We start from the raw sequence: 25,581 nt of genomic DNA, 5'->3' as shown, positions 1-25,581 counted from the left end.
TCGCTCATACGAGGAAAGCCTCCTTGTTATCAGTTGTCGTCAGCGCAAGAAAGACATCGTCCATGCTTGGCTTGCGAATGAAGATGCGCGTGCCGGACGGGCACGAGCCCGCGATTTCGTTCAACGTTTGGCGAACATCCTGAACAGTGCCGCTTGTCGGTATGGATAGGATGACCTCATCCAAGGCATTACGGAGCTCGATGACTTCGCCGCCAACACGAGCTTTCAAGGACTCCGCGGAGCCGGATGCGACGATGCGTCCGTGATTCAGCACGGCGATTTCGTCTGCAAGCTGATCGGCCTCTTCCAAATATTGCGTCGTCAACAGAATCGTCATGCCTTGCTGCTTCAACCGCAGAATCGTCTCCCACAGGGATCGACGGCTGACCGTGTCTAAGCCCGTCGTCGGTTCGTCAAGGAAGAGCACGGGACGACTAACGACAAGGCTGACCGCCAGATCCAGCCTGCGGCGCATGCCGCCAGAGTAGGATTTCACACGCTTACTAGCCGCGGCTTCCAGCTCGAATTGCTTCAGTAGCTCCGCTGCACGAATGCGGGACTCGCCAGCAGATAAGCCAGCTAGCCGGCACATCATGATGATATTCTCGTGTCCCGTCAGTATTTCATCCACCGCTGCGAATTGCCCCGTGAGCGAGATTGATCCCCGCACGATCTTGCGGTCAGCGATGACATCATACCCTTCGATTCGCGCATAACCCGCATCCGCTTCAGATAACGTTGATAGAATGTTTATCAGCGTCGTTTTTCCTGCTCCATTTGGCCCGAGCAACGCAAATATGGACCCCTTTGTTACCTGTAAATCAATGCCATCCAATACGGTTTGTTTGCCAAAGCTTTTGCGCAAGCCGCTTACTTCAATCGAATTCGTTGTCATTCGTTATCTCCCCGTTCTTTGAATTGTGGATCATATAAACAGTGTATTGCATACTCAGTTATTTATGATCGTTCTCAAGACCGATATTGTACTCCGTCGTGCGTCTCATTTCCTTTCCCCATACGCCACCTACTTCCCGCGAATACCCGCATTATATAAGGGTTTTATCCACTTTCATCACAAAAAAGTACAGTGAAAATCCCTCCGATGTTCAAATCGTACAGTACATTTTAACCCCAGCAAAAATGAGCAGTATCCAATTTCTTACCGAATTTCGTATGATGAAATCGCAAAGAGGACACATGGTAACCCAGACAGAAGGAGGCAGCATACTTGGGAATCTTCTCAGCTATACGCAAAGAATCGAAGCATTTCTGGAAGGCAAAAAGTTTGTTTTTGATCGGATTGCCGGCCATCATTGTGGTGTTCATCTTTTACTACTTACCTATGTACGGTATCGTGATCGCATTCAAAGATATCAACTACGCCAAAGGCATTTGGGGAAGCGATTGGGTTGGGCTGCATAACTTCAAGTTTTTCTTCAACTCACAAGATGCACTAAGGATTACACGAAACACGCTGCTATTAAATGGATTGTTTATTGTGGTGGGCATGTCCTGCGCTTTAGTCATTGGATTATTACTGGCAGAGTTGGGCCGGAGATGGGTGAAGCTGTTCCAGACGATCTTGTTCTTTCCTTATTTCCTTTCGTGGGTTGTCGTTGGTTTCGTCAGCTACATTTTGCTGAATCCATCCTTCGGTGTGATCAATAAGGTATTGGATCAGTTCCATGTCGCCCCAATCGACTGGTACAGTAAGCCAGGCTATTGGCCCCTCATTTTAACACTCACCTATTTATGGAAAAATGTCGGCTACACCGCCATCATCTTCTTCACTGGCTTGCTGTCCATCGACAACAGTTATTATGAGGCTGCTTCTATAGACGGAGCTTCGCGTTTACAGCAAATTCGCAAGATCTCAATCCCGCTCATTTTGCCGCTGATTACGATGCTGTTCATGCTCAATGTGGGCCGCATATTCTACTCGGATTTCGGATTATTTTACTTCGTGCCCCGAGATGCAGGGATGTTATACCCGACGACAGATGTCGTAGATACGTATGTGTTTCGCTCGTTGCGAGTCGTAGGTGATCTAGGCATGGCGTCCGCCGCTAGCTTGTATCAGGCAGTGGTTGGCTTAATTCTAGTCGTATCGACGAACTTACTCGTCAGGAAATTTAGTAAAGATCATGCGTTGTTCTAAGGAGGAGGGTGGCGGTGCGTTCATCTATCAAGAAAAAGTCAGAAAATAACTGGCTGATCATTCTATTCTTTGTGGTTTTATCCATCCTGTTCATCTATCCGATGCTGTACGTTATTTCGGTCTCACTCTCGTTCGATGGGGACATCGCCAAATTCGGCTACCAGCTGATCCCGGAGCGCATTACGTTTGTTGCGTATTCGTATATTTTTCAAACACCAAAGGCACTGCTTCAATCCTATATGGTGACGATTTTTGTGACAGTCGTAGGAACCGTGTTAAGCTTGATACTCACTTCTTCCTTGGCTTATATCATGACTCGGAAGGATTATCGGTATAGTAAAATCACAGGCTACTTCGTCTTCTTCACGTTGCTCTTCAATGCCGGATTGGTTCCTTCGTATATCGTTATGACAAGTGTGTTACACCTGCAAGATACGATTTGGGCCTTAATTCTTCCCTATGGGGTCAGCGCGTGGTTCACGATGCTCATGAAGGGCTTTATGGATGGGTTGCCTTTTGAAATTATTGAGTCGGCCAAAATCGATGGATCTTCCGAACTGAGCACCTTCGTACGAATTGTTCTTCCACTTTCGAAGCCGGCACTAGCGACCGTAGGATTGTTCTATGCTTTGGCATATTGGAATGACTGGTGGCTTGCCATGCTGTACATTCAAAATGAGAATCTGATTCCGCTTCAATACTACTTGCAGCGAATCATGTCTAATATCGAGTTTTTGACGAAAAATATGCAAGCCGGCATCAGCATTGATATGAGTGCGATTCCAGCTGAATCTTCCCGTATGGGGATTGCCATTCTGGCAGCAGGCCCGATGTTGTTCGCTTTCCCGTTCTTTCAGAAATACTTGATCAAAGGATTGACAGTTGGTGCCGTTAAAGGCTAACTGAGTGTAAGGCTCATTTCGTTTGTCAATCCGAATCCGGATCGGATGATAATACATGACTTCATTTGTACCATGTTGACCATGAAATCAGGAGGGTTCGATCATATGAAAAATAGAACAATCAAAGCGCTATCTCCCGTTATTGTAAGCTGCGTGTCCCTTTCTATGCTGCTCAGCGCTTGCGGTTCCAGCACGAATAGCTCTTCACCATCCCCAGCAGCCAGCAGCGCAGCACCTGCATCTCCAGCGGCAACAGCGTCATCTGTACCAGCCGCAACGGAGCTTAAGCCATATGAAATCACTTGGTATTTACCGCAAAGCGTATTCCCTGATGCGAAATTGGTTCAAGATGCGATGAGCAAAATTACCAAAGAAAAGATCAACGCAACATTGAACATTCAATTGGTCGATTGGGGTACGTACGATCAGAAAATGCAAGCGATTGCAGCTTCTGGCGAGAAAGCGGATCTGATTTTCACATCCAACTGGACGAATGACTATTTGCAAAACGTAAATAAAGGAGCATTCCTCGACATCACCGACTTGTTGCCCAAATATGGTCAAGATATTTTGAAACAGGTTCCTCCAGCTGCTTGGGATGCGGCGAAAGTGAAAGGCAAGCTTTACGGGATTATTAATACCCAAGTTCTGGCTCGTACACCAGGCTTACTGATGAACAAAACGACCTTAGACAAATATGGCTATAAAGCCGAGCAGTTCAAAACTTTGGCCGATTTGACGCCATTTTTCGAAAAAGTGAAAGCGTCGGAGCCAGACAAATATCCATTCAGCCTGAAGGGTGATACGGATGTTATGGGGAACTACGGCAGTGCCATCGGTCTTGAGTATTTCTCACAAAAGAACCCGGGTGTAGTTCGCATCGACGATGCATCCTCCAAAGTTGTGAATTTGTATGAGACGAAGGAATTCACGGCCTTTTTGAAACAAATGCGCGAATGGTACTCCAAAGGCATTATTCGTAAAGATGCAGCAACGATTAAAGATACGAACTCGGATGAATTGGCAGGCAAATATGTATCCTCCACGTTCACGGTCATTAATCCGGACTCGGCAGCCAACCAAGCGCAACGCTTTGGTGGTGGGGATGCTGCAAATGTAGCAGCCATCGAATTCTCTAAACCCTATATGAGCACAGGCTCCATTATCGCGACCATGACGGCGATCTCTCGCACATCCAAAGATCCTGCAAGAGCGATGATGTTCTACAACTTGATGTATTCCAATGCGGAGCTATTCAATTTGATGAGCTATGGGATTGAAGGTAAGCATTATACGAAGGTTTCAGATGGTCTGATCAAAAAGATGGACAATGCCGGCTACTGGGTGGATTCCGGTTGGGAGTATGGCAACATGTTCAATTCGTTCCGAACTAGTGCAACGCAGCCGAAATGGTTCCCAGCAGGTCCGGATAAGAATGCCGCAGCGATTCCTTCCAAAATTCTCGGCTTCTCATTTGACCCAAGTAACGTGAAAAGTGAATTGGCACAAACCGCATCCGTCGTAGATGAATTCTATGCGGGATTGATCACGGGGATTGCTGATCCAGACACGACACTGCCAGCGATGAATGCGAAGCTGAAAAAAGCCGGACTAGACAATATCCTAGCTGAAATGCAGAAGCAAATTGATGCTTGGAAAGCTTCGAAATAAGAAAGTGTTGCCTCTGTGAACTAGATCGAATAATCAGCAGTCTCTCCATTCTGGGGAGGCTGCTATTTGTTTACCAAGTGAGAACCCGCATAGCAACAGGGAATGTCTATGGTCACCTTAACAAAATGAACTGTGTGTAAGAAAGGTGACAGGATGTTTTGTAAGAAAGGTCAACTGGGCAAAACATGTCTATTTCCAATCTCTTCACCGCAGGATACGATCGAATTGCCAGCACAACAGCAGGCTCAATTTCGAAAGGGTGAACACAACATGGAGGAAAGAGCGACCGGTTTCCATACAGGTAGAAACCAACGGAAGCCAATATGGATCAAACCAAAGCAATCCACATTCAGAAACCGAATGATACGGGATCGACATCTGTATCTGATGCTACTGCCTGTGATCGGATTTTATCTGTTATTTAAATACGCTCCGATGGTTGGTGAAATTATCGCCTTTAAGGATTATCGATTTGCAGATGGTATTTTTGGGAGTAACTGGGTGGGATTTAAACACTTCACTAGCTTATTCCAAAGTATTGATTTTTGGAGAGTGCTCAGGAATACCTTGCTGCTCAATGTCTACAGTCTTGTTTTAGGATTCCCAGTACCTATTCTTCTTGCGCTTCTCCTCAATGAAGTGCGCAAAGAGTGGTATAAAAGGACTGTGCAGAATCTGCTATACTTACCTCATTTTATCTCATGGGTTGTTCTAGGGGGTATCTTTATAGCTATGCTTTCCCCGAGCACAGGGGTTGTGAATTTGGTGCTGACGAAAGTGTTTGGCATCGAGCCCATCTACTTCATGGCCAGTTCCGGCTGGTGGCCAATCGCATACACATTATCCGGTATTTGGCGTGAAGCGGGTTGGGGCACTATTTTATACTTAGCAGCTATGGCATCCATTGATCCTCAGCAGTATGAAGCAGCGAAGATGGATGGAGCATCGAAACTGCGCCAGATATGGCACATTACGTTACCTGGAATTCGCAGCACAATTGCTATTTTGCTCGTCCTTCGGATGGGGCACATGATGGATGTGGGTCTCGAGCAGACGCTGGTCCTCCAGAATATGTCTGTATTGGATGTAGCGGATGTCATCAGCACCTACGTGTATCGTGTGGGCTTACAAAATATGAACTATAGCTATACGACAGCATTAGGCTTATTCCAATCCGCGGTTGGTTTGATTCTAGTCGTTGGCGTGAATCGATTAACCCGAGTTTTCGGAGAACGGGGGCTTTGGTAATCGATGAAAACCTACAATAGAAATCAACCCTTATTGACTCGTTTGGGAACAGCAGCGAATTACACGGTGCTCGCTTTCTGTTCATTAATTGCTTTGTACCCTTTTTGGTATGAGATCGCAGCTTCTTTCAGCAGCAGTAGAGCCATTACAGCGGGGGAGGTGTCCTTATGGCCAATTGAATTCAATACGGAAGCTTACCAGCGGCTTTTCCAGGATGGGCAGCTTTTCGTAGCCATGCGCAACACTGTACTGGTAACCGTTGTGGGAACAGTGCTTAATATGGCACTTACTATATTGGCCGCGTATCCGCTTTCAAGACGAAGACTGATGGGACGCACATCCATCCTCATGTTCATCACATTTACGATGTTGTTCGTTTCGGGTGTAATTCCGAATTTTATACTCGTAAAATCCTTAGGTCTTATGGATACGTACTGGGCATTATGGCTGCCTTCTTTAATAAGTACGTATAACATGTTCGTGATGAAAACGTTCATGGAGGGCTTACCAGAGGAACTTGAGGAGTCTGCGGCTATCGACGGCGCAGGTGATTGGCGGATTTTGGCTCAGATCATCGTACCTTTATGCAAGCCGATTTTAGCTGCTCTTTCCCTGTTTTATGCTGTGGGCTGGTGGAACTCGTATTTCAACGTATTGCTTTATGTGACCAAAACGACCATGCAGACGCTGACGCTCAAGCTCTACCAAATGATTCTGCAGGTGGATCAGAGTTTGCTCGACAATGCTTCTGGAAGTGAAGGCGTGGCTAATGTGGTCCTGACGCCAGAAGGCATCAAAGCGGCTGCCATCGTCATCGCAGTTACGCCAATTCTGATTGTCTATCCGTTCCTTCAGAAACATTTCGTTAAAGGAGTCTTGATTGGATCAGTTAAAGGCTGATATCATGGGGCAAATAGCCCTTGGTATAGATACCAAACTATAAGGGGATGAATTCATTGAACAAGTCGAAACATGTTTGGAAACCAGTTCTTGCTGCAAGCTTGTCTTTGGCGGTACTTGCTGCCTGTAGTTCGAATACGGGTACGACCGAAAGCAGCTCGACTGTGCCACAAGGCAGTGCACCAGCTGCGGCAACACCGGTAGGACCGAAGAAAGAAATCAGCATTTCCACGTTTGATAGAGGTACAGTAGCCGCAGAAGAAGGCAGCTATGAGGATAACCGCTGGACGAAATGGATCAATGAAAATTCACCTGCGAAAGTGAATTGGGTTCCAGTTCCCCGAGCGCAGGCTCAACAGAAGTTAAGCACCCTGGTTGCTTCTGGCAGTGCGCCAGATCTCATCTGGGAGTATGATCGCAACTATATTGCCCAATTAGCTAACCAAGGTGCCATTCAGCCCATTGACAGCTACATTGAGAAGTACAGTACGACATTGAAAAAGTATCTGCAAGAACATCCTGAGCTGAAATCTGCAATGACCATTAATGGTAAAATGTATGCAATTACCAGCAGCAGAAGTATTGATGGTATTGCCAACCATGCCATGTGGATCCGTCAGGATTGGTTGGATAAACTTGGATTAAAGGCACCAACGACAACGGAAGAATTGATTGAAGTGGCTAAAAAATTCAAAGATGAGGACCCTGACGGCAATGGTAAAGCAGATACCGTACCGATTGCGTTCAATGGTAATGCTGTGCAAATTATCAGAGCCCTCTTTTCGGTGAATGAGAATCAATGGTATTTGGAAGACGGCAAAATGAAATTTGGTAGAACGTTGGATCGCTACAAGGATTCCATCGCTTATCAGAAATCGTTATTCGACCAAGGTTTGTTGGATAAAGAATATATTACGGATAGCAACTTCCAGCGAGCGCGTCAATTGTGGACGACGGGCAAATCAGGTATTTATATGAGTTCTTGGAATATGCAAAATGAATTTTTAGATCTAAAGAAAAATGTGCCGGATGCGAAGATGGTTCCGTTAGAGCCGGTAGCTAGTAAATATGGGAAAAATGGGTTGTATCAGGAGCTGCCGGCGAATATTCTTGTCGCTTTTAACAGCAAGATGAAAGAAGATAAAATTGAAACAGCTGTTAAATTCCTAGATTGGATGATGGAAAAAGGGGATATGTCACTGAAGTACGGCGAGGAAAACGTTCATTACAAACTGTTGGATGGGAAGATTCCTCAAGTTCTTAATGCTGATAAATCCCGTAAGGAAGTATCTTACGCGAATGAGTACGCAATCGTATCTGATTTTAGCTTAGTACCTGAGTGGTTCCCGGTCATGGCTGCGCAAGATGCTGTATCCCAAGAATATGCGAAAATAAAGACACAATCTTTGAATGTGGCCCTCAAAAATAAATATCGCAGAGACATTGCCTTTAATCCGGATCTTCCAGAAGTCAGTCAATTAATCGCAACATTCCATCCAATTGCAACACAAATTGAGGTGAAAGCCGTAACAGGCGGCAATGCTTCAACCCCAGAAACTGCGATGGAAGAAGTTCGCAAAGAATGGAAGCGACTTGGCGGGGAAAATGTGGAGAAGCTGGCCCAAGAATGGTATGAGAAGAACAAAGAGTTTTTGAAATAATACGAGTGAAAAAATGAATCTTTGGGAAGGCTGCTTGCTCATGCAGGCTGACCTTCCCATTGTTATTCTTTTAAAGGAGGAACTTCCCAACATGAACGTACATGTGCAGAATTCTGATTATAAAGAGTTATTAATAAAGGCCATTAGCGCGAAAGAAAGTGATTATGATCCACAGATCTGTATGCTTCGCCGCCCCTTTCATAGTCCAGGGTATCATACCTCATTAACAGCTCAGGATCACCCGACAATTCATCCGACTTATCATTCACTGCTCTATGCGGTTGGCTTGTTAAATACGGAAATAGCGGAATATGAGGAGAGAGCCTGCGATATTATAGGTCGTGTGTTAACCTTACAAGATCGTGAGAGGAGTCATGATACGTACGGAATCTGGCCTTGGTTTTACGAAGAACCACTGGCACAGATGGCTCCGCCTGATTGGAATTGGGCTGACTTTTGCGGAAAAGAACTGCTGTTAGCGATGCTGCGTCATGGTCATAAACTGCCTGAATCGTTGAAGAGACAAATCCATGAAGCGGTTTGTTGTGCCTGTGACGCCATTATCAAAAGGGACGTGGGTCCTCATTATACGAATATTGCGATCATGGGAGCATTTGTAACTTTAATCGCGGGTGAGTTGTATGAACGGAAGGATCTTGCCGATTATGGGCTGGATCGATTGGAGAAGCTTCAGCGCTATACAGTTAAGTTAGGGACATTTCAAGAATTCAACAGTCCAGCGTATTCCATTATTGCCATTGTAGAGCTGTCAAAAATTCATACATATGCAACCCATTCTCGCGCAAAGTCCATCGCAACTGAATTATTGGATTTGGTATGGCGAATGGTTGCGGAGCACTATCATCCGAGCTCTAGGCAATGGGCAGGTCCACACAGTCGCAGCTATAGTACTTTGCTAAATAATAGAGCGCTTTCATTCTTGCAGATAGCTACAAGCAACCAAATTGTTTTCTTAAACCAATGGGATTTAGAATATGATTCAGAATGGTTTGGCAACGGAATTCAATGCCCGGAACCTTATGTGCAGCTATTTACTCGGAAAATGAAAAGTGATCTCAGTCAGATTTATTATCGAAATGAGGAGACTGGCTTTGTGAAGTGGGCAGACACTTTTCTTACTCCAGCGTATACAATCGGCGTGTTTCGTCATGAAATCATGTGGAATCAAACAAGAGGGATGGTGGCGTATTTCGATAATGGCGAACATAGCACCTATCTACAAATGCGTTGTTTGCATGACGGATATGATTATTGCTCAGCAGTACTCCAAACGGCAGCAAGCAGCACTCAAGTACTGCTCGGAGTGAATTTCCTAACGAATGGCGGGGATACACATCCCAATTTGGATCGTATCCAAGGGAACATAGCAGCGACTGATTTCCGGATTCGCATGGAATTTGGCGGTTGCTTGGAACGCGTAAGGCTAGAGAAGCAAGGTGCCAAAGCGCTGGTGATCATTGATGAAATGGTATTGCGTTTCGAAAGTGTGTATGCCGTCTTTGAGGAGTCGGAAGAAACGCGATCACCATGTGAGGAAGAGTTGTCCAGCTCATTGGCAGGTTGGGATTGGGAAATAAGCAAAGAAGGAGACATATACGGGCTTGACTTGATCATTCATCATGGCGAGAAACGCACGATAGACTTTATGGCTTTGAACAAAGCAGCATTTCTTTTCTCCTTATCCATTGGCGATTTGGATGGGTTACATCCTCAAATAACATTATTGGAAGAAGCCGACCAAGTGACGGCGAGATATGTTGACGATATTGCCGATCGTGCGACACAACAGCTGTCGATTTCATTGAAGCCGAACGATAAGCATCCGAACTAAGGTAATTAAGCATTTTGTAGCAGGGGTTTCTCTCTGTTCGAAATGCTTTTTTTTATGTTGAATGGAGTGACCTCAACATGCTTCAGGTTACATCTTTTAAGGTGATCATAAGCAATCTGCTAAATGATAGTCGATTCAACAGGATCGAAAGAAATGCCACGTCATATAAAAAGTGTCTATTGTGATTTTGTCCGTATTTGACTAAGTTAATTTCAGTATCCAGTTGTGATCATTGACCAGAGAGGACGTGTGAAAACGTGGGTTGATATAACGGTTCGATCAAATGACATGTCGGTCAGGCCAATCGTTCGAGAAAGGGAGTTCTGTGATGAAACGTCTAAAAAAAATAAGTTCCATCCTTTTTGCTATACTCGTTTTCATACATGGTTTGGGTATTGCTTCAATGAGTCCTATGCCCGCACTAGCAGCTGAATCCGTTTCACCGAAGTTGCTGAGCGGTAATAGGCTGGGTGAATTGTTCCCTGCGAATACAATTGTCATGAATACAGGAGCCTCATATACCTGGCAGCAAGATGGGCTTTATGCAACGGATTCCAATCTTGTCGCTTCAGATCCTTTGGCTGCGAATAAAATGATGGACGGTTCTGTAAGCGTTGTCAGTTCGGCTAGTCAAACTGGAGAAGCTTATGGAACAGTGGTCTACGACCTGCAAACGGTAAACCGTCTAACATCCTTGCAGGTGTGGTCAGAATTTTCAGCTGCAAGCGGATTGAAACAGGTAGAGATTCATGCAAGTCTCGATGGCATCAATTACAATCGTGTTGCAGTAACGGAGACTGTCTATGGGAATGATGCGGGTATTGTGCCTGTGAGCAGCGATATGAAACCTGCCCCCTATGCAAGATATGTAAAGGTTGTGCTTCATAAAGATCCAGCCAAGCTTATGATGAGCATCGGAGAAATTGCCATTTGGGGTGATGCTGTTCAGGAGCCGGCGATTCTAAGCAATAATCAATTAAAGACCGGTGGTTACTACGGGGCGGGGACGCCGAAGTTAGATACGAAAGCAACGTATAGATGGAATACGGAGCAGCCTTTTGTGACACAGGCAGGATTACTTGCAACGGATAATGAGGCTGGTGCGAAGAATGACGGGAGTGCAGGCGGTTTGCCTGATCTGATTGATGGCTCGAGCACCGAGGGGACAGCGGATACAACAGCCAGCATGACTGCAGGTTCGCAAGGTCAATACGGAACCGTCACATTTACATTGAATGACGTATACCAAATCTCTTCGATTGATGTTTGGTCCAAAGCGAGCAGCGGAAATTTCATGGATGGTTATGAGGTTCTGTTAAGCCTAGATAACATCAACTATTTCTCCAGCGGTTATACGGCTAATCCGAACAATCGATACTCCGATGCGATGCTCAATACGCCCTCCTACGGCATCCCTGGCAAGCACGCCAAATATGTCAGAATCGTCATGCATAACGCCAACGATTCCGATCGGTTAATTGCTGGAGAGATTGCGATTAAAGGTTGGAGACTTTATGATGCGACACTTGTCAAGAAAGACATGCCAGATCTAGTTGACCTCACCACTACAATCAAAAATTACAACACGTTGTATCTGGATTGGTCAGCCTACAATTCGGTGGTCAATAAGGTAAATAAGTACAGTATCTATATACAGAAGAATGACTTTACATCGACGAATGGGCTAACCGCTCGGGTGACAGCCGAAAATGGGTCAGCCGAACAGAAGGGGAAATTCCTTCTGGTTTCATCCTTAGAGCCAGAGACGATCTATTACATAGCTGTAACGCCAACGAGCACAACTTCGGGTGAGCGTAAGGATGTCAGCACAATGAAAATAACGACGCCTAGTGTCCTTGGCGGGGAGAAGATTGGGGACATTTTCGCCATTAATGATACACCCTACGGTGGAGGAAACTATGTTCATCACGGAGATAAAGAAGAAGAGAATATCATCAGTAAGCTTATGCTCATGCGAAGCATTGAAGGGATTAATTTTAATCGGTGGTGGATCCATGATTCTTGGGTTAAAACATTCTCTAATACATACGGAATCGGGTTCCACACGTTTTACCACGGACCTCAAGATGTACCCATGGAAAATAAGCAAGGGACGTGGACCTTCTCTACCGTTAATGAGCCCGATCTGAAAGGGACGAATCCCTCTGCACTAGCCTTACAGTTTAAACAAAACCATGAGAGCCTGAAGGCAGTGGACAACCGAAATTTACTTATTGAGCCTGCTTTAGGCGGGACTGAGCCAGCAAGTATGACTTGGCTTGAGAATTTGTACAAATCCGATGGGCAAAATGGCGCTTTAGTAAAAACATACTTTGATGTTCTTGATGTGCATCCTTATGTGAAAAATCATGAAGGTAGTCTGCCAGGTCTCGTTCCAGGTGCCCCTGAAATGTTAATCGGGAAAATAGATGAAATCGATGCGCTGAAAGCAAAATATGGCGATCAGTCTAAGCCCGTCATATTCAGTGAACTTGGATGGAGCACCTATACAGGAAGCGGCTATCTTCGACCTGTAGATAAGATAACTCAACGCAATTACTTAGCTAGAGCCTATATGCATGCAATTGCTGGCGGTATTAAGCGCATGCATTGGTACGATTTCCAAGATGACGGAGTCGATCCGACGAATCTGGAACATAATCTGGGCTTGATCGACTGGTATGGCGTTCCGAAGCCAAGCTACTATGCTTACTATACGATGGCAAAAGTTTTGAAAGACGCCAAGTTTATTGGACCCAAAGCGAATGTTGATCATCCGTATTATGGATATGAATATTGGCATGAAGGGAAAAATCAGTACATTACATCGCTGTGGGCTGCTGATGAATCGACCAAAACAGCCACTTTCCAAACGAAGGATACCAGCCTTACTGTTGTAGGTATTGATGGGAGTTACTCTTACTTACCGGTTAATGATGGGATTGCGAGCTTAACAATTAGTGGTGCTCCTGTTTTCATATACTCGAGCACGGGCTTGGAAATCTCTTCGATTGATGATTCCTTTGTATTAAAAAACACTTCAGTGGATGTAAGACGTGGCGATACGCTCCATACGGTTATTCAACGTTCTGGCTTGGGAGCAGAACTGAATGGAAAGATTCAACTCATGGGTCCATCCGGTGATTGGAAACTCGAAGGTGAAGCAAGCTTTACTGCAGGAACAACGGCGATTCCGGTTGCAATCCCCATCCCTCTTAACGCGGAAGAGAAGGTCCACGAGGTTACGGTTCAAGTTATCTCGGGTACGTCACTCGTTGCGGCCATGAAATTGAAGGTCAACGTACTAGAGACCGTCAAAGTTCGTATTGTGCCTGAGGTTGCAGTGCCTGGAAGATGGAATGATTGGAATGCGGCAATCTATGTAGAGAATGCAACTGCTGACAAAGAGCTAAACGGTACCGTTCGAGTTACGGAGGCGGTATATCTAGCCCTAGGACAAGGAAATCCAATTACTTTGAATCACTTATTGCCAGGTGAAATTACGAAGATCACCATGCCCATTACCGCTCTTCCGGAACAAGCAAGAGCTAAATTGAAATTATCCATTGATTTGGATAGCGGATTTACGAAGATTGTGGAAAGACCGTTTAATTTTATTGCAGCTGTAAACGACCAGACAGTGCCAATTATAGATGGCAAGCTATCTGAGGAAAGCTGGAGTAATAGCATGCCCATCGTCATAAACAGACCAGATCAAATTAAAAACATAGTGAACTGGGGCGGTGAGGCTGATTTAAGCGGCAAGGGCTTCCTGAAGTGGGATATGAATCAGCTATACATCGGTATGGAAGTTCAAGATGACAAGCATTATCAAGTAGGAGCTGGCGGTGATCTGTGGCAAGGGGATAGCATCCAATTCGCCATTGATACGGGAAGAGAAGGCGGAGTCGGTAGCTCAGCCAACAATGAGTTCGGGATTGCACTTGGAGAACAAGGCCCAATGGTTTGGAGATGGCTCGCGGCAAACGGCAAGCCAATTGGGGAAATGACGACTGTGCAGTCAGCTGTTTATCGAAGCGCCATTGCTACGACCTATGAGCTCGCGATTCCTTGGACAGAGCTGCTGCCTCCAGGACGAACGGTGACGGACAAAGACATTTTTGGCTTTTCCATGCTCATTAATGAGAACGATGGAACAACCCGCCGAGGTTGGCTTGAATACATGAGCGGTATTGGTTCCAGTAAGAACACGCAATTATTTGGGGATCTGATATTCAGCCAAATCAATGCGCCAGAAGTAAAGGTTACTGGCGTGAAGCTTGACCAACCGACAGTGATTTTGAACAAAGGGCAATCCATGGTTCTGAATGCAACTGTACTTCCGAGTGATTCAACCAACAAACAGGTTCGGTTTACATCCAGCGATCCAGCGGTGGTCAGCGTATCGCAAGAGGTCTATGGCTTGCAAGCTACGGTGACAGGCGTCTCAGCTGGAACGGCAACGGTTCGTGTGACGACCGTCGATGGCAGCTATTCGGCGACTAGTCGAGTAACCGTTCAGTTACCTTCAGGTGAAAGTAACGTGCCTTCAGGCGGGGGAACATGGATGCCAGCGCCAGATCTTCCTGAGGTTCAGGCTGGAACGATCCGCTTTACAAACCCAGTGCTGAAACAAGACGGAACCGTGGAGATCGAAGTACCTATGACTTCTTTGGAGAAAGCGATAGAAGGAGCATTATCTTCGGATCGAACGCTTGTCATCGATATTGGAAAAGTGACAGGTGCTAAGAAATTTCAGCTTAAGCTCCCTGCATCCATCCTTGACACAGCTCACAAGAATAATATCGAAAACATCCAATTCCGAACAGGTTTGGCGACGATAGCGTTGACTCCAGATGCGCTATTTAACCAAGTGAAGCCGAACTCAGCTATTTTGGAGATTGTAGTGGAGGCGGTTCATTCAGATGCTCTTACTGGAGCAGCGGGTTCCCGCATAGGAAACCAAGCACTATATGATTTTAAGGTCATCCTTGACGGGATTAACATTCATTCGTTTTTCCGGAGAGACGCGGTTCAGATCTCGATGGGCTATACGCTCGCACCTGACGAGAACGGCGATCAAGTCATTGTGTACCACATCCGAGATGGTCAGACGCTTGAAGTGGTGAAGAATGGGAAATATGATGCCGCAACAGGCCAAGTCACTTTTACGACAAATCATCTTAGCACATATACAGCTTTGTATACGCATGTGACCTTCGCCGATCTTCAGGATGCCGTGTGGGCGCAAAACAGTATTGAAGCATTGGCAGCAAGAGAAATTGTAAATGGTATTGAAAGTGATCGGTTTGCTCCGAATGAACAGGTTACGAGAGCCCAGTTTATTCAGATGCTGATGAATGCCTTCGATCTTATAGAAGCGGATGCTACAACGAGTTTCAGCGACGTGAATAAAGACGATTGGTTCTTCAAAGCAGTGGCAAGCGCTCAGAAGTTGGGAATCATCCAAGGGTATGAGGATGGGACTTTTGGTGCCAATCAACCCATATCAAGACAAGATATGGCCGTTATGGCATCTAGAGTAATTACGTTAGCAGAGATTGAGCTGCGGACATTGATCAATCCTGTGAGTTTCGATGATCAGCTAGACATTGACTCTTATGCTCAGGAAGCGGTTAAGTCGATGCAAGCGGCTGGTATCATTAACGGATTAGTTGAAAATCGATTCGCACCGGATAGGAATGCGACACGTGCACAAGCTGCAAAAATCATTTATGGGCTGTTATTTATGTAATTTTGAATGGGGTCGGTAACCATCGTTTTCAGAGGGGATACCGACCCACAATGTAACCATCCTGAAAGGAGCTTTGCCATGCGTATTACGAAAAAGAGTTGTGCTCTGATAAGTGCTTTTGTGATTCTTCTTGGTTCGGTTTCCGCAGTGTTCCCCGCTAGTCAAACCGTACAGGCGGCAGTCAATCAAAAGCTGCTAAGTGGGAACACAATTGGAAGTGAATTGTTTCCGGCAGATACGCCAGCCATTGCAACAGGTGCGTCTTATACGTGGCTGTCCGAAGGGACCCATGCGACAGATCCAGGTCTCCTTGCCTCGGATGAATTAGCATCACCGGATATGTCGGATGGTGGTAACGGCCCAGATGAGAATGCCAGCAATTCAACTGGGAGTGTTGTAGGAGCGGCGGTTTACGGAACGCTGATATATGATTTGAAATCCGTATTTAAAGTATCCTCAGTTACCGTATGGGCAGACACGAACAATCAAAGTTATATGGATCAGTTCGAGGTATACGCCAGCTATGACGGTTTAACTTACAATCGGGTCGGGATTCAGGAGAACACGAATGCGCAAGATTCTGGTTTTGCTCCTGTTTCACTTGCCATTAAGCCTATAGTCAATGCGCAATATATCAAAGTTATTATGCATAAAAATCCGAACAAGCAAGTCATGAGGTTAGGTGAAGTGGCGGTTTATGGAGATGCACTTGAGCCTATGGCGATACTCAGCAATAACTATTTGAGAGCTTCCGGCACCTACAATACGTCCAAGCCGAAAATTGCAACAGGTGCTTCTTACACGTGGTTAACCGAGTATCCATTCATTACAGATGGCGATTTAATCAAGTTTGATAACGATGGATCCAAGAATGACACGGTAGGGGGACAGCCGGATTTAATCGACGGCTCTAGCACGGAATCCGATGCAGCTTCAACGACCAACTCGACCTGGGGCTCCAAAGGGAAATTCGGTGCGGTTGTATTTAACTTAAACGATGTGTATCAAATCGGGAAAATTGACGTATGGACCTTGGCATCGGGGGGCAATAAGTTCATGGACGGGTATGAAGTTCTCGTCAGCACAGATGGTGTGAATTACACATCCCTCAGTTACACTACGAATACAAGCAGCCGTACGGCCAATGTGTTCGTGAATACACCAAGCTACGGCGTTCCTGGTCAGTTTGCCAAATATGTCAAAATCATTATGCATAACGCGAATAATTCGGAAATCCTGACGGTGGGAGAAATCGCCATCTGGGGGTGGAAGCTTTATGATGCGTCACTTCCTAAGCAGGCCACACCGGACCAAGTAGAGTTCACGGCTAATCTCAAAAATTACAGCACGATGTATCTCGATTGGTCCAGTTACAACAGTGTGGTTAATAATGTGAACAAATATGGTGTCTACGTGGAGACCTCACCTTTTACTAGTACATTGGGATTAAAGCCTAAGTTTACAGCTGAAGCAAAGTCCATTGAACAATTAGGCAAATTTCTACCTTATTTCGCTTTGAAGCCCGAGACGACCTATTATGTAGCAGTGACCCCCTTCCAATCGACGGGCGTTGAAAGGCGTGATGTGCAGACGTTGAAAATAACAACACCATCTGTGCTTGGAGGTGACAAAGTCGGAGATATATTCGCCATCAATGATGCTCCCTATGGGGGAGGAAACTATATGCATCATGGTGAGACGGAAGATCTCTTTTTGATGACGAAATTGCGTTTGCTTAGAGATCTTGGAGGTATCAACAAGAACAGATGGTGGGATCACAGTGCTGCGATGAAAACCTTGTATGGTAAAAGTGGATTGAATTTCCACTACTTCTATCATGGACCGAGCTATGTTGAGGCGGATAATAATGGAGGCGTCTATACATTCTCGACCTATAATGAACCTGATCTTGCCAATCGAAATCCGGCTTCTGTAGCAAATCAACTCAAAATAAACCATGATAGCTTGAAAGCTATCAGCAGCAAGAGCTTACTTGTAGAGCCTGCACTTGCGGGTCTCGATCGTTTAGATGCCACCAAAGGTTTGAATTGGCTGGACGATTTCTATAATTCCGATGGGCAGAATGGTGCTTTAGTGAAGACCTATTTCGATGTCATGGATGTCCATCCTTATGTCAAATATGAATATCCAGCTGTACCTGGACTTGATCAAGGTACTCCGGAGAAGCTGCTCGACACGCTGCAGCAATTGAAAGACACGATGACGAGCCATGGTGATGGAGACAAACCAATCGTTATTACAGAGCTAGGGTGGAGCACTTACACAGGCGGAAGCTACTTGAAAAAAGTAGATCGTGCGACCCAACGTAATTATTTGGCCAGAGCTTATATGCATGCCATTGCAAACGGCATTCGTACTATGCACTGGTATGATTTTACCGATGATGGCACGGAGACGAATAACTTGGAGCATAACTTAGGATTGATCGACTGGAATGGTAAGCCTAAGGAGAGTTATTACGGTTACTATACATTGATTAGAGTGTTAAAAGATGCAAACTATTTAGGTGTGGTACCGGGCATTGCCAATCCTTACTATGGCTATCAATTCTGGGATGAGAATAAGAATAGATACATCACATCTTTATGGGATGCCAGTTGGCAAACGACAAGTACCAATTCACGAACAGCCGTTATTGAGACGACTGAACCAGGAGTAACAATTGTTGGCATTGATGGAAGCTATAAATATGTCGCTGCAGTTTCGGGAGTTGTAAGCGTACCTCTTACAGGGGCACCTTTGTTTATCTACTCTCTGGTGAACGTAACTGTGAATTCCATCAATTAATGGATGATTATCCCTCCTAAAGGTCGTGTTAATGATACAATAAGAACAAGTGCACGACCGAATGGAGGCCTGCCATGAGAAACAGTATTTCTGCAAAGGCCATGATGATTTATGGCATCGTATTCCTCTTTATTATCAGCCTAACGTTCTGGCTGTCCTATACGGGGACAGTGGGTAGGCTGCAAAAGGATTTGAAAGATACGAATCTGGCACTATTGAAACAAGTCGACTCTAAGATCGAGGGTGCCTTCCGTCAGACGGAAAAGGATTTGCTCTCCATGGCCGAGGGGTTGGAGTTTATTTATTTTATGAATAATAGCTATAGTGATGATGCACAAAGATACAGTATCCATTACACACTGACGACAAGGCTGAAGGATTTTATCGCGAATAATCCGAATTACTCCTCAGTTTTTGCTTATTCTCATGTCAGCGGAGACTTAATGACCGAAGCAACCTTTTTAAAACAAGCCTCGACAGAGTTTAATTGGTTAGCGCAATATTTGGATATGCCGGAATATTTCAAGTGGTTGTCGACGCAGAAAGTATGGGATGGTCAAAAAACAAAGGATGTAATTACTTTGGTCCGCAGTTTCCCTGCTCTCAGCAGTCCCGGATTTAGGAAGGGTCTCATGGCCATTAGTATTCAAGAGAATGAATTGTTCCAAATGATTAAGACGATCTATGAGGATGGTCATCCTGGTCATTTCTTCATTCTGGATGCAGAAGGGAACGTCGTTACGCATGACGATAAAACTCAGCTTTACCGCAATATGAAGTCGTTACCCTATATCACTACGATACTAACAGATTCGGATAGCGGTTCGTTTAACGTTAAATTGGATGGCGTGCAGCAGTCTGTTTTTTATCGGACAAGTGCATATACGGGATGGAAAGTTGTCAGCATTATGCCGGAATCGACGGTATTTGAACCCCTTAAAGTTACACGCAATCTGCTGCTCATTTTTGCCCTTATCATGTTCGGCCTCGCGTTGTCTGCCTTATTCTATGTGAATCGCTGGACCTTTAAGCCGTTAGACCGATTAGCAGGCAAGATGTCCGGTATGAAGCAGGGAAGAGGGCAGGGGACCGAGAGCATTGGACTCAGCAGCTTAGAGCATATTTTCGATGAAATCCTAACAGACCGTGAGCACTTGGAGCAGCATGTAAGGGACTCGAAGCCAATGCTCAAATGGAAGATCATGATGGAGCTATTGAATGGCAGTCGTTCTGATTTCCATGCGGTGTATCATCATTTGGAGTTTCAGGGGATACGCATGTACCCGGAGCGCTTCCTTGTGTGTACAGCAGAAATTAGCAAAGATGGCGAACAACTGTCACCACGTGACGAAGCCTTGTACACCTATATGTTCTGTAATGTTACGGAAGAGCTGATTCGATCAGAGCATGCGGGAGCAGCTATTGACTTAGGAGGCGGCAGGGCGGCTGTCTTGTTAAGCTTTGCTGAAGGTGACCCCGAGCAAAATCATTTGCGGACATTGGTCATTCTTGAATTGATTCTCGATATTATGAAAAAACAATTCGGTTTGTCAGTGACGGTTGGCGTAGGCACATGCCGTATGGATATGCAGGAGATACCACGTTCGTTCGATGAATCACAAAAGGCACTACTCTATAAAATGATTTTTGGTAAGCACTCGGTGATATCTGTAGACGATTTACAGCCACCAGACCGACAAGATTATTACAAGCTCAGCCGCATGTCTGACCCAGTCATGGAAGCTTTAAGGCAGACCGATCGCAGTAAGATGCTTACTTATTTGTCAGATACGTTCCGTGCAGCTGTCGAAAGTAATCTTCCACCGGAGCTGATCAGGCAGCTGTGTTACGATCTCATGATGAAGTCACTGCAAACCGTAAGTGCGATTGGCATTGAACCGGAAATATCGATGGGGCCATTAAGCAGCATTTATGAGCGTATCGCAAAGTGTGAGAACTGGAAGGAAGCGGAACAACTGGTCGGCGATATTCTCGAGGGCTTGGCCTCACAAATAGAGGAAAAGCGCAGCCAACGCGGGAAGAATGAGACGATTGAGCGAATGCTAGCGTATATTCGTACGCATTATCAAGAGCATGATCTGTCTTTGGAACGACTGGCCAGCATGTTTCATCTGACTCCGCCTTATATCAGCAGATTGTTTAAGGATCACACAGAGAGTAATTTTATCGATTATATGATTGAGATTCGCATCAAGGCGGCCATGGAGCTATTGAAAGATAAGTCGATTAAAGTAAATGATGTATCGGATGCAGTGGGGTATGCGAATACGAGGAGCTTCCTGCGGACGTTTAAAAAATACACAGGATTAACACCAACCGAGTATCGAGAACACATGTTGAAGCGAGAACCGTCGCAAATTGTTTAATGAAGTGGCCGCGATGCTAGCATCGTGGCTTCTTTGTTTCACCCATACGATACCCGCTCACCTCCGTCCCCCGCCCTGCGATATCCTCACCCCCGTTAACTCGACCTCCCCCACAAACTAGATGGATTTTATGTCGTTAATTCAGCCGAATCTCGGCGAATTTACCAAATAAATGGATTTCCTACAGCTAATTTGTTCCGTATTGTGCGGATTGAGCTTAATGAGAAGAATTAGCTACATGTTTTCCATTTAAATCGAATTATGAGCAAAATGCGCCGAAAATAGATGGAGGTTTTCCAGTTAATCTATCTAGCGTCTGTTATGCTACCCTAGCACAGAATAAATAGTATTTGAGAGTTCACTATTGTATGGTACTGTTGAAAATATGATTACACTCTTCAGTGTGAAGGAGATACATACATGCTTCTGTCAAAAGGACAAAAGATCGATGTAACCAAGGGAAAAGGGTTATCAAACTTAACATTGCAATTTGGATGGTCAGCAGATTCCAAATTGAGCATAGATTCTTCCTGTTTTGTACTATCGGCAAATAACCGGTGCGAAAAAGATGAAGACTTTATTTTTTACGGGAATCCGGCTGCGCTAAACGGGGGAGTGACGCATGGTCAAGCTAGTGGACCAGACAAAGAAGCGATCTCTTTATGTTTGTCGAAGATTCCAGAAAGTACGGCAAGAATTGCTTTTTCATTAACCATTCATGAAGGTGAAAAGTTCGGATACAGCATGCAAGATGTCTCCAATAGGTATGTAAGATTAATAGATGCCGATCGTAACGAGGAATTATTTCGGTATGAATATGGATCAGACTTGTCCAAAGAAACAGCGATAGTCGTTGGGGAGTTATATAGGCACAATGGGGAATGGAAGTTTAATGCGATTGGCAGTGGTTTTTTTGGCGGATTAGCGGCGTTATGTACGAACTTTGGTTTAGTGATCGAGGAGGAGGAAGTGAAAGAAACGGTTGAAATCGTAAAGAAACCTGCCCTTTCAACTATCGATCTACGCAAGAAGCTTGTCCAAATCACATTAGAGAAGAAAAAAATGAACAATGTTGCTGCAAGAGTTGGTTTAGTGCTCGACATCTCTGGATCTATGCAACACTTGTATAAGAACGGGACAGTTCAGGAGGTTGTAGAACGGATACTGGCGGTAGCATGTAAATTTGATGATAATGCGGCACTGGACATTTGGGTGTATGACAACGAATTTAGTCGATTGTCTGCTGCAACGGAGCGGGATTTTGATCAATATGTGTTAAAAAATATTTTGAATAACAGAGATATCCATAAGTTTGGTCGTAATAACGAACCTCCTGTCATGAAAGATGTTATTCGTAAATATACCGTCGAAGAGGATTCGCCGCTTCCAGCATTTGTTATCTTTATTAATGATGGCGGCGTTGTAAAATCAATTAAAAAAGTAATAGTGGAAGCCTCTCTCAAACCACTGTTTTGGCAATTTGTCGGAATTGGAGATTCCGATTTCGAAGTCTTGAAGAAGCTGGATACGATGGAAGGTCGAATCGTAGACAACGCTAATTTCATTCACATCAAGGATATTGCTAAGATATCGGACGAAGATTTATACAATCAGCTGCTGAATGAATTTCCATTATGGCTTAAGGCAGCGAAGGATAAAAGGGTTATTCGGAGTTGACGGAACCGGACCCTAACAACGCAATTTCAAGGGCTACCCCAACACAGGGTGGTCCTTTTTGCATGTAGCTAATACATTATTAATGATTTTCTATATAGATATTAAACATTTATAGGTTATGATAGGTTCTAGTTAAGGTTCTAGTTCAGTAACGGTAGAGTAGACAGGAGTTGACTTTCCTTTTGATACAATTATTATCCAGGCTCGCTAGACAATGGCGGCGTGATTTTAACTTGTTCCGCAAGGCTCCGGGCGTACAGTCGGTGGGTCTGAAGCTGTTAGTCTGGGCAGTTGGCGGCACAGCGATCCTCTTTGTTGGATTCAGTTTTTTTTCGTACTCCCATTCGCAGCAAATTGTCATAGACAAGGTGACCTCAACCACCAAGCAAACGGTTGCGCAATCCAGAGACACGTTAAATATCATTTTTCGAAATTACGAGGATTTAACCTTTAATATTTTGACCGATGAGGAAATGTTGAATCAACTGGGCATATATGGGAGTGCAGCGACAAGTCAGAACGAGAAATTCGTGGCTAGGAATAAAATTGTGGAGAGCTTCTCCATTCGATTCTTTAGCAAAAGTGATATCACGAATATTCACGTGATCCCGGTGGATCCGAAGCTGAAGGAAATTACAACGGATACGCTGCATGCGGAATTAATCGAGTATAGTAAGGAAGCGTGGTTCCAGAGGGCGGTTATTGCCAATGGTGAAATTGGATGGCTCCCTACGAAAAGATACGGTTACTCGGATTTAGGACAACCCTCGTTTGCTATCAATCGGCTCATTAAATTGAGTTCAGGTATGAAATATGTGCTTCTCATTGAGATCAGCTCTGAGGTATTGAAGCGTTCCATAGGTGATATACCAAGTGGAGAGATGGTCATTCTGAATCCAGATAATCAATTGTTGACGAGGACGAACTCAGAAATTGAAGGAGACTTCTATCGAATTCCTAATCTGTTCGAAGCGAATCCCATTCAAGCGGGACATCCTTCCGAAAGTAAAACGGTCAAGGTGAATGGAGAGATGCAACTGGTCGTCGCTGAGAAATTAGCGGCCAGTGATTGGACTGTACAAGCTGTGATCCCGGGCTCTGAATTATTTAAAGATGCGAACACCATTGGCAATAGTATGTTGATTAGTATGATCGGAATTGCGATCATTACCTACTTATTTAACTACTACTTGCAGAGGCGGCGGAATGCGAAGAAAATCCGATATATGGCTTACCACGATCACTTGACGGACTTAGCAAATCGGAAGTTGTTTATGGAGATTATTGAGAAAGAAATTCAGTTAGCGCGACAACATAAGCTGGAATTTACCGTTCTTTTTCTGGATTTGGACAGGTTCAAAATTATTAATGATACATTTGGTCATGAAGCTGGCGACAAACTGCTCATCGAAACAGCGCGCCGACTAGAAGTTACGCTGGATAAATCATGTACCGTCGCTCGGTTTGGCGGGGACGAATTTCTGGTGCTGATACCGAACGCTGGGGATCCAGATGCGATATTGACTATTATCCAAGAGATCACCTTTCAGATTCAGAAGCCTGTCTATTATGAAGAGAAAGAGCTTCATGTCTCTGTTAGTATAGGGGTTAGTATGTATCCGCAGGATGGAAAAGATATCCAAAGTCTAACCAAGCACGCGGATACTGCGATGTACAGTGCGAAGGAAAGCGGCAGAAATAATCATAAGTTTTATAACACCGCGATGGAAAAAAATACATATGAGAAACTTTCTTTAGAAAGAGATTTACGCCATGCGATAGAACGGGATGAGTTGTCACTCTATTATCAGCCTCAAATCGAACTAGATTCGGGGTGTATCATCGGGGTTGAAACACTAGCCAGATGGAAGCATCCGAAGCATGGTTTCATTCCACCATCGGAGTTTATTCCAATTGCTGAGTACTCACGGCTCATCGTGCCCATTGGCAAATGGATTCTATACACAGCGTGTAAGCAAAACAAAGCCTGGCAGGATGCAGGACTCCCTAAGGTGCATGTAGCTGTCAACTTATCGATTCACCAGTTCCAGAATTCAGAGATTATCCAAACCGTTGCACAGATCCTGGAGGAAACAGGCTTGGAGCCGCAATATTTGGAGTTGGAAATTACGGAATCTATTGCGATGCAAGATGTGGAGCAGGTTATTTTAACCTTGCAGGGCTTGTATGCCTTAGGGGTGAAAATTTCAATTGATGATTTCGGTACAGGCTATTCTTCCTTAAATTATTTGAAAAACTTCCCGATTCAACGGTTGAAAATTGATAAATCCTTTCTGGATGACATTGTAAGCAATGAGAAAGAACGTGCTATCGTCGGAGCGATCATCATTATGGCGCACAGTTTGAATTTGCGAGTGACAGCCGAGGGCGTTGAGTCTATGGAACAAGTAGCTTTATTACAAGCCTGCAATTGCGATGAGATTCAGGGTTACATATACAGCCGTCCCATTCCGACAAGCGAATGTGCAGAACTGCTGGCAGAGAGAAAGGTGTTTGACACAACTGGGGAATTATTACATAATGGCTAACCATTTGAGCGTG

At 44.8% G+C, this 25,581-nt stretch carries 13 protein-coding genes and 1 pseudogene; 13 read left to right on the top strand and 1 reads right to left on the bottom strand.

Translation table 11 applies throughout. The features are described from left to right. Positions 1-4: 4 nt before the first annotated feature. Complete coding sequence (locus GC096_RS27480) at positions 5-895, bottom strand: ATP-binding cassette domain-containing protein (RefSeq protein WP_171634659.1); 891 nt, start codon at positions 893-895, stop codon at positions 5-7. A gap of 333 nt (positions 896-1,228) precedes the next feature. On the opposite strand from GC096_RS27480, the gene GC096_RS27475 reads away from it, so the two are divergent. The 13 genes and pseudogenes from GC096_RS27475 to GC096_RS27420 all read left to right on the top strand — a co-directional run bounded on the left by GC096_RS27475 (position 1,229) and on the right by GC096_RS27420 (position 25,568). Further along, on the top strand, positions 1,229-2,158 hold the full coding sequence (locus GC096_RS27475; protein WP_246302998.1) for an ABC transporter permease: 930 nt from the start codon (positions 1,229-1,231) through the stop codon (positions 2,156-2,158). A 14-nt stretch (positions 2,159-2,172) separates the two neighbouring features. Next, entirely contained in the window at positions 2,173-3,060 is an 888-nt protein-coding gene (locus tag GC096_RS27470) for a carbohydrate ABC transporter permease (RefSeq protein ID WP_312886353.1), read from the top strand. 105 nt (positions 3,061-3,165) lie between these two features. Then, positions 3,166-4,731 carry a DUF3502 domain-containing protein gene (locus GC096_RS27465; RefSeq protein ID WP_171634657.1) on the top strand — a complete coding sequence of 522 codons (1,566 nt, stop codon included), beginning with the start codon at positions 3,166-3,168 and terminating at the stop codon, positions 4,729-4,731. Positions 4,732-5,091: 360 nt separating this feature from the next. Further along, positions 5,092-5,979 (top strand): ABC transporter permease, encoded by an 888-nt coding sequence (locus GC096_RS27460; RefSeq protein WP_376769528.1) that lies wholly within the window; start codon positions 5,092-5,094, stop codon positions 5,977-5,979. Between the two features lie 3 nt (positions 5,980-5,982). Next, positions 5,983-6,879: a carbohydrate ABC transporter permease gene (locus tag GC096_RS27455; protein ID WP_171634655.1), complete on the top strand. Its 897-nt coding sequence runs from the start codon at positions 5,983-5,985 to the stop codon at positions 6,877-6,879. 56 nt (positions 6,880-6,935) lie between these two features. Continuing rightward, entirely contained in the window at positions 6,936-8,540 is a 1,605-nt protein-coding gene (locus GC096_RS27450; protein ID WP_246302996.1) for an extracellular solute-binding protein, read from the top strand. A gap of 91 nt (positions 8,541-8,631) precedes the next feature. Further along, the gene (locus GC096_RS27445; protein ID WP_171634652.1) at positions 8,632-10,392 is read left to right on the top strand and encodes a DUF8769 domain-containing protein; all 1,761 of its coding nucleotides are present in this window, start codon (positions 8,632-8,634) and stop codon (positions 10,390-10,392) included. A gap of 328 nt (positions 10,393-10,720) precedes the next feature. Further along, positions 10,721-16,147, top strand: coding sequence for an S-layer homology domain-containing protein (locus GC096_RS27440; RefSeq protein WP_171634651.1), 5,427 nt, complete (start codon positions 10,721-10,723; stop codon positions 16,145-16,147). A 78-nt stretch (positions 16,148-16,225) separates the two neighbouring features. After that, positions 16,226-18,955, top strand: a complete 2,730-nt coding sequence (locus tag GC096_RS27435; RefSeq protein WP_171634649.1) for a discoidin domain-containing protein — start codon at positions 16,226-16,228, stop codon at positions 18,953-18,955. 74 nt (positions 18,956-19,029) lie between these two features. After that, complete coding sequence (locus GC096_RS27430; RefSeq protein ID WP_171634647.1) at positions 19,030-21,342, top strand: helix-turn-helix domain-containing protein; 2,313 nt, start codon at positions 19,030-19,032, stop codon at positions 21,340-21,342. 420 nt (positions 21,343-21,762) lie between these two features. Further along, a pseudogene (locus GC096_RS38890) lies at positions 21,763-22,275 on the top strand (TerD family protein); the annotation flags it as partial. A 129-nt stretch (positions 22,276-22,404) separates the two neighbouring features. Next, complete coding sequence (locus GC096_RS38885; protein WP_246303013.1) at positions 22,405-23,019, top strand: vWA domain-containing protein; 615 nt, start codon at positions 22,405-22,407, stop codon at positions 23,017-23,019. A 182-nt stretch (positions 23,020-23,201) separates the two neighbouring features. Next, the gene (locus GC096_RS27420; RefSeq protein WP_171634644.1) at positions 23,202-25,568 is read left to right on the top strand and encodes a bifunctional diguanylate cyclase/phosphodiesterase; all 2,367 of its coding nucleotides are present in this window, start codon (positions 23,202-23,204) and stop codon (positions 25,566-25,568) included. The last annotated feature ends 13 nt before the right edge of the window (positions 25,569-25,581 follow it).

It is taken from the genome of Paenibacillus plantarum (genome assembly GCF_013141695.1).
GTDB classification, from domain to species: domain Bacteria; phylum Bacillota; class Bacilli; order Paenibacillales; family NBRC-103111; genus Paenibacillus_E; species Paenibacillus_E plantarum.
Note: the sequence above shows the minus strand (reverse complement) of the source record. Positions and strands in the feature narration are given on the sequence as shown.

Bases quoted from the DNA above. Each gene is read 5' to 3' on its own strand.
- GC096_RS27480 (WP_171634659.1), bottom strand. From the start codon at position 895: ATGACAACGAATTCGATTGAAGTAAGCGGCTTGCGCAAAAGCTTTGGC.
- GC096_RS27465 (WP_171634657.1), top strand. From the start codon at position 3,166: ATGAAAAATAGAACAATCAAAGCGCTATCTCCCGTTATTGTAAGCTGC.
- GC096_RS27460 (WP_376769528.1), top strand. From the start codon at position 5,092: ATGATACGGGATCGACATCTGTATCTGATGCTACTGCCTGTGATCGGA.
- GC096_RS27455 (WP_171634655.1), top strand. From the start codon at position 5,983: ATGAAAACCTACAATAGAAATCAACCCTTATTGACTCGTTTGGGAACA.
- GC096_RS27445 (WP_171634652.1), top strand. From the start codon at position 8,632: ATGAACGTACATGTGCAGAATTCTGATTATAAAGAGTTATTAATAAAG.
- GC096_RS27440 (WP_171634651.1), top strand. From the start codon at position 10,721: ATGAAACGTCTAAAAAAAATAAGTTCCATCCTTTTTGCTATACTCGTT.
- GC096_RS27435 (WP_171634649.1), top strand. From the start codon at position 16,226: ATGCGTATTACGAAAAAGAGTTGTGCTCTGATAAGTGCTTTTGTGATT.
- GC096_RS27430 (WP_171634647.1), top strand. From the start codon at position 19,030: ATGAGAAACAGTATTTCTGCAAAGGCCATGATGATTTATGGCATCGTA.
- GC096_RS38885 (WP_246303013.1), top strand. From the start codon at position 22,405: ATGAACAATGTTGCTGCAAGAGTTGGTTTAGTGCTCGACATCTCTGGA.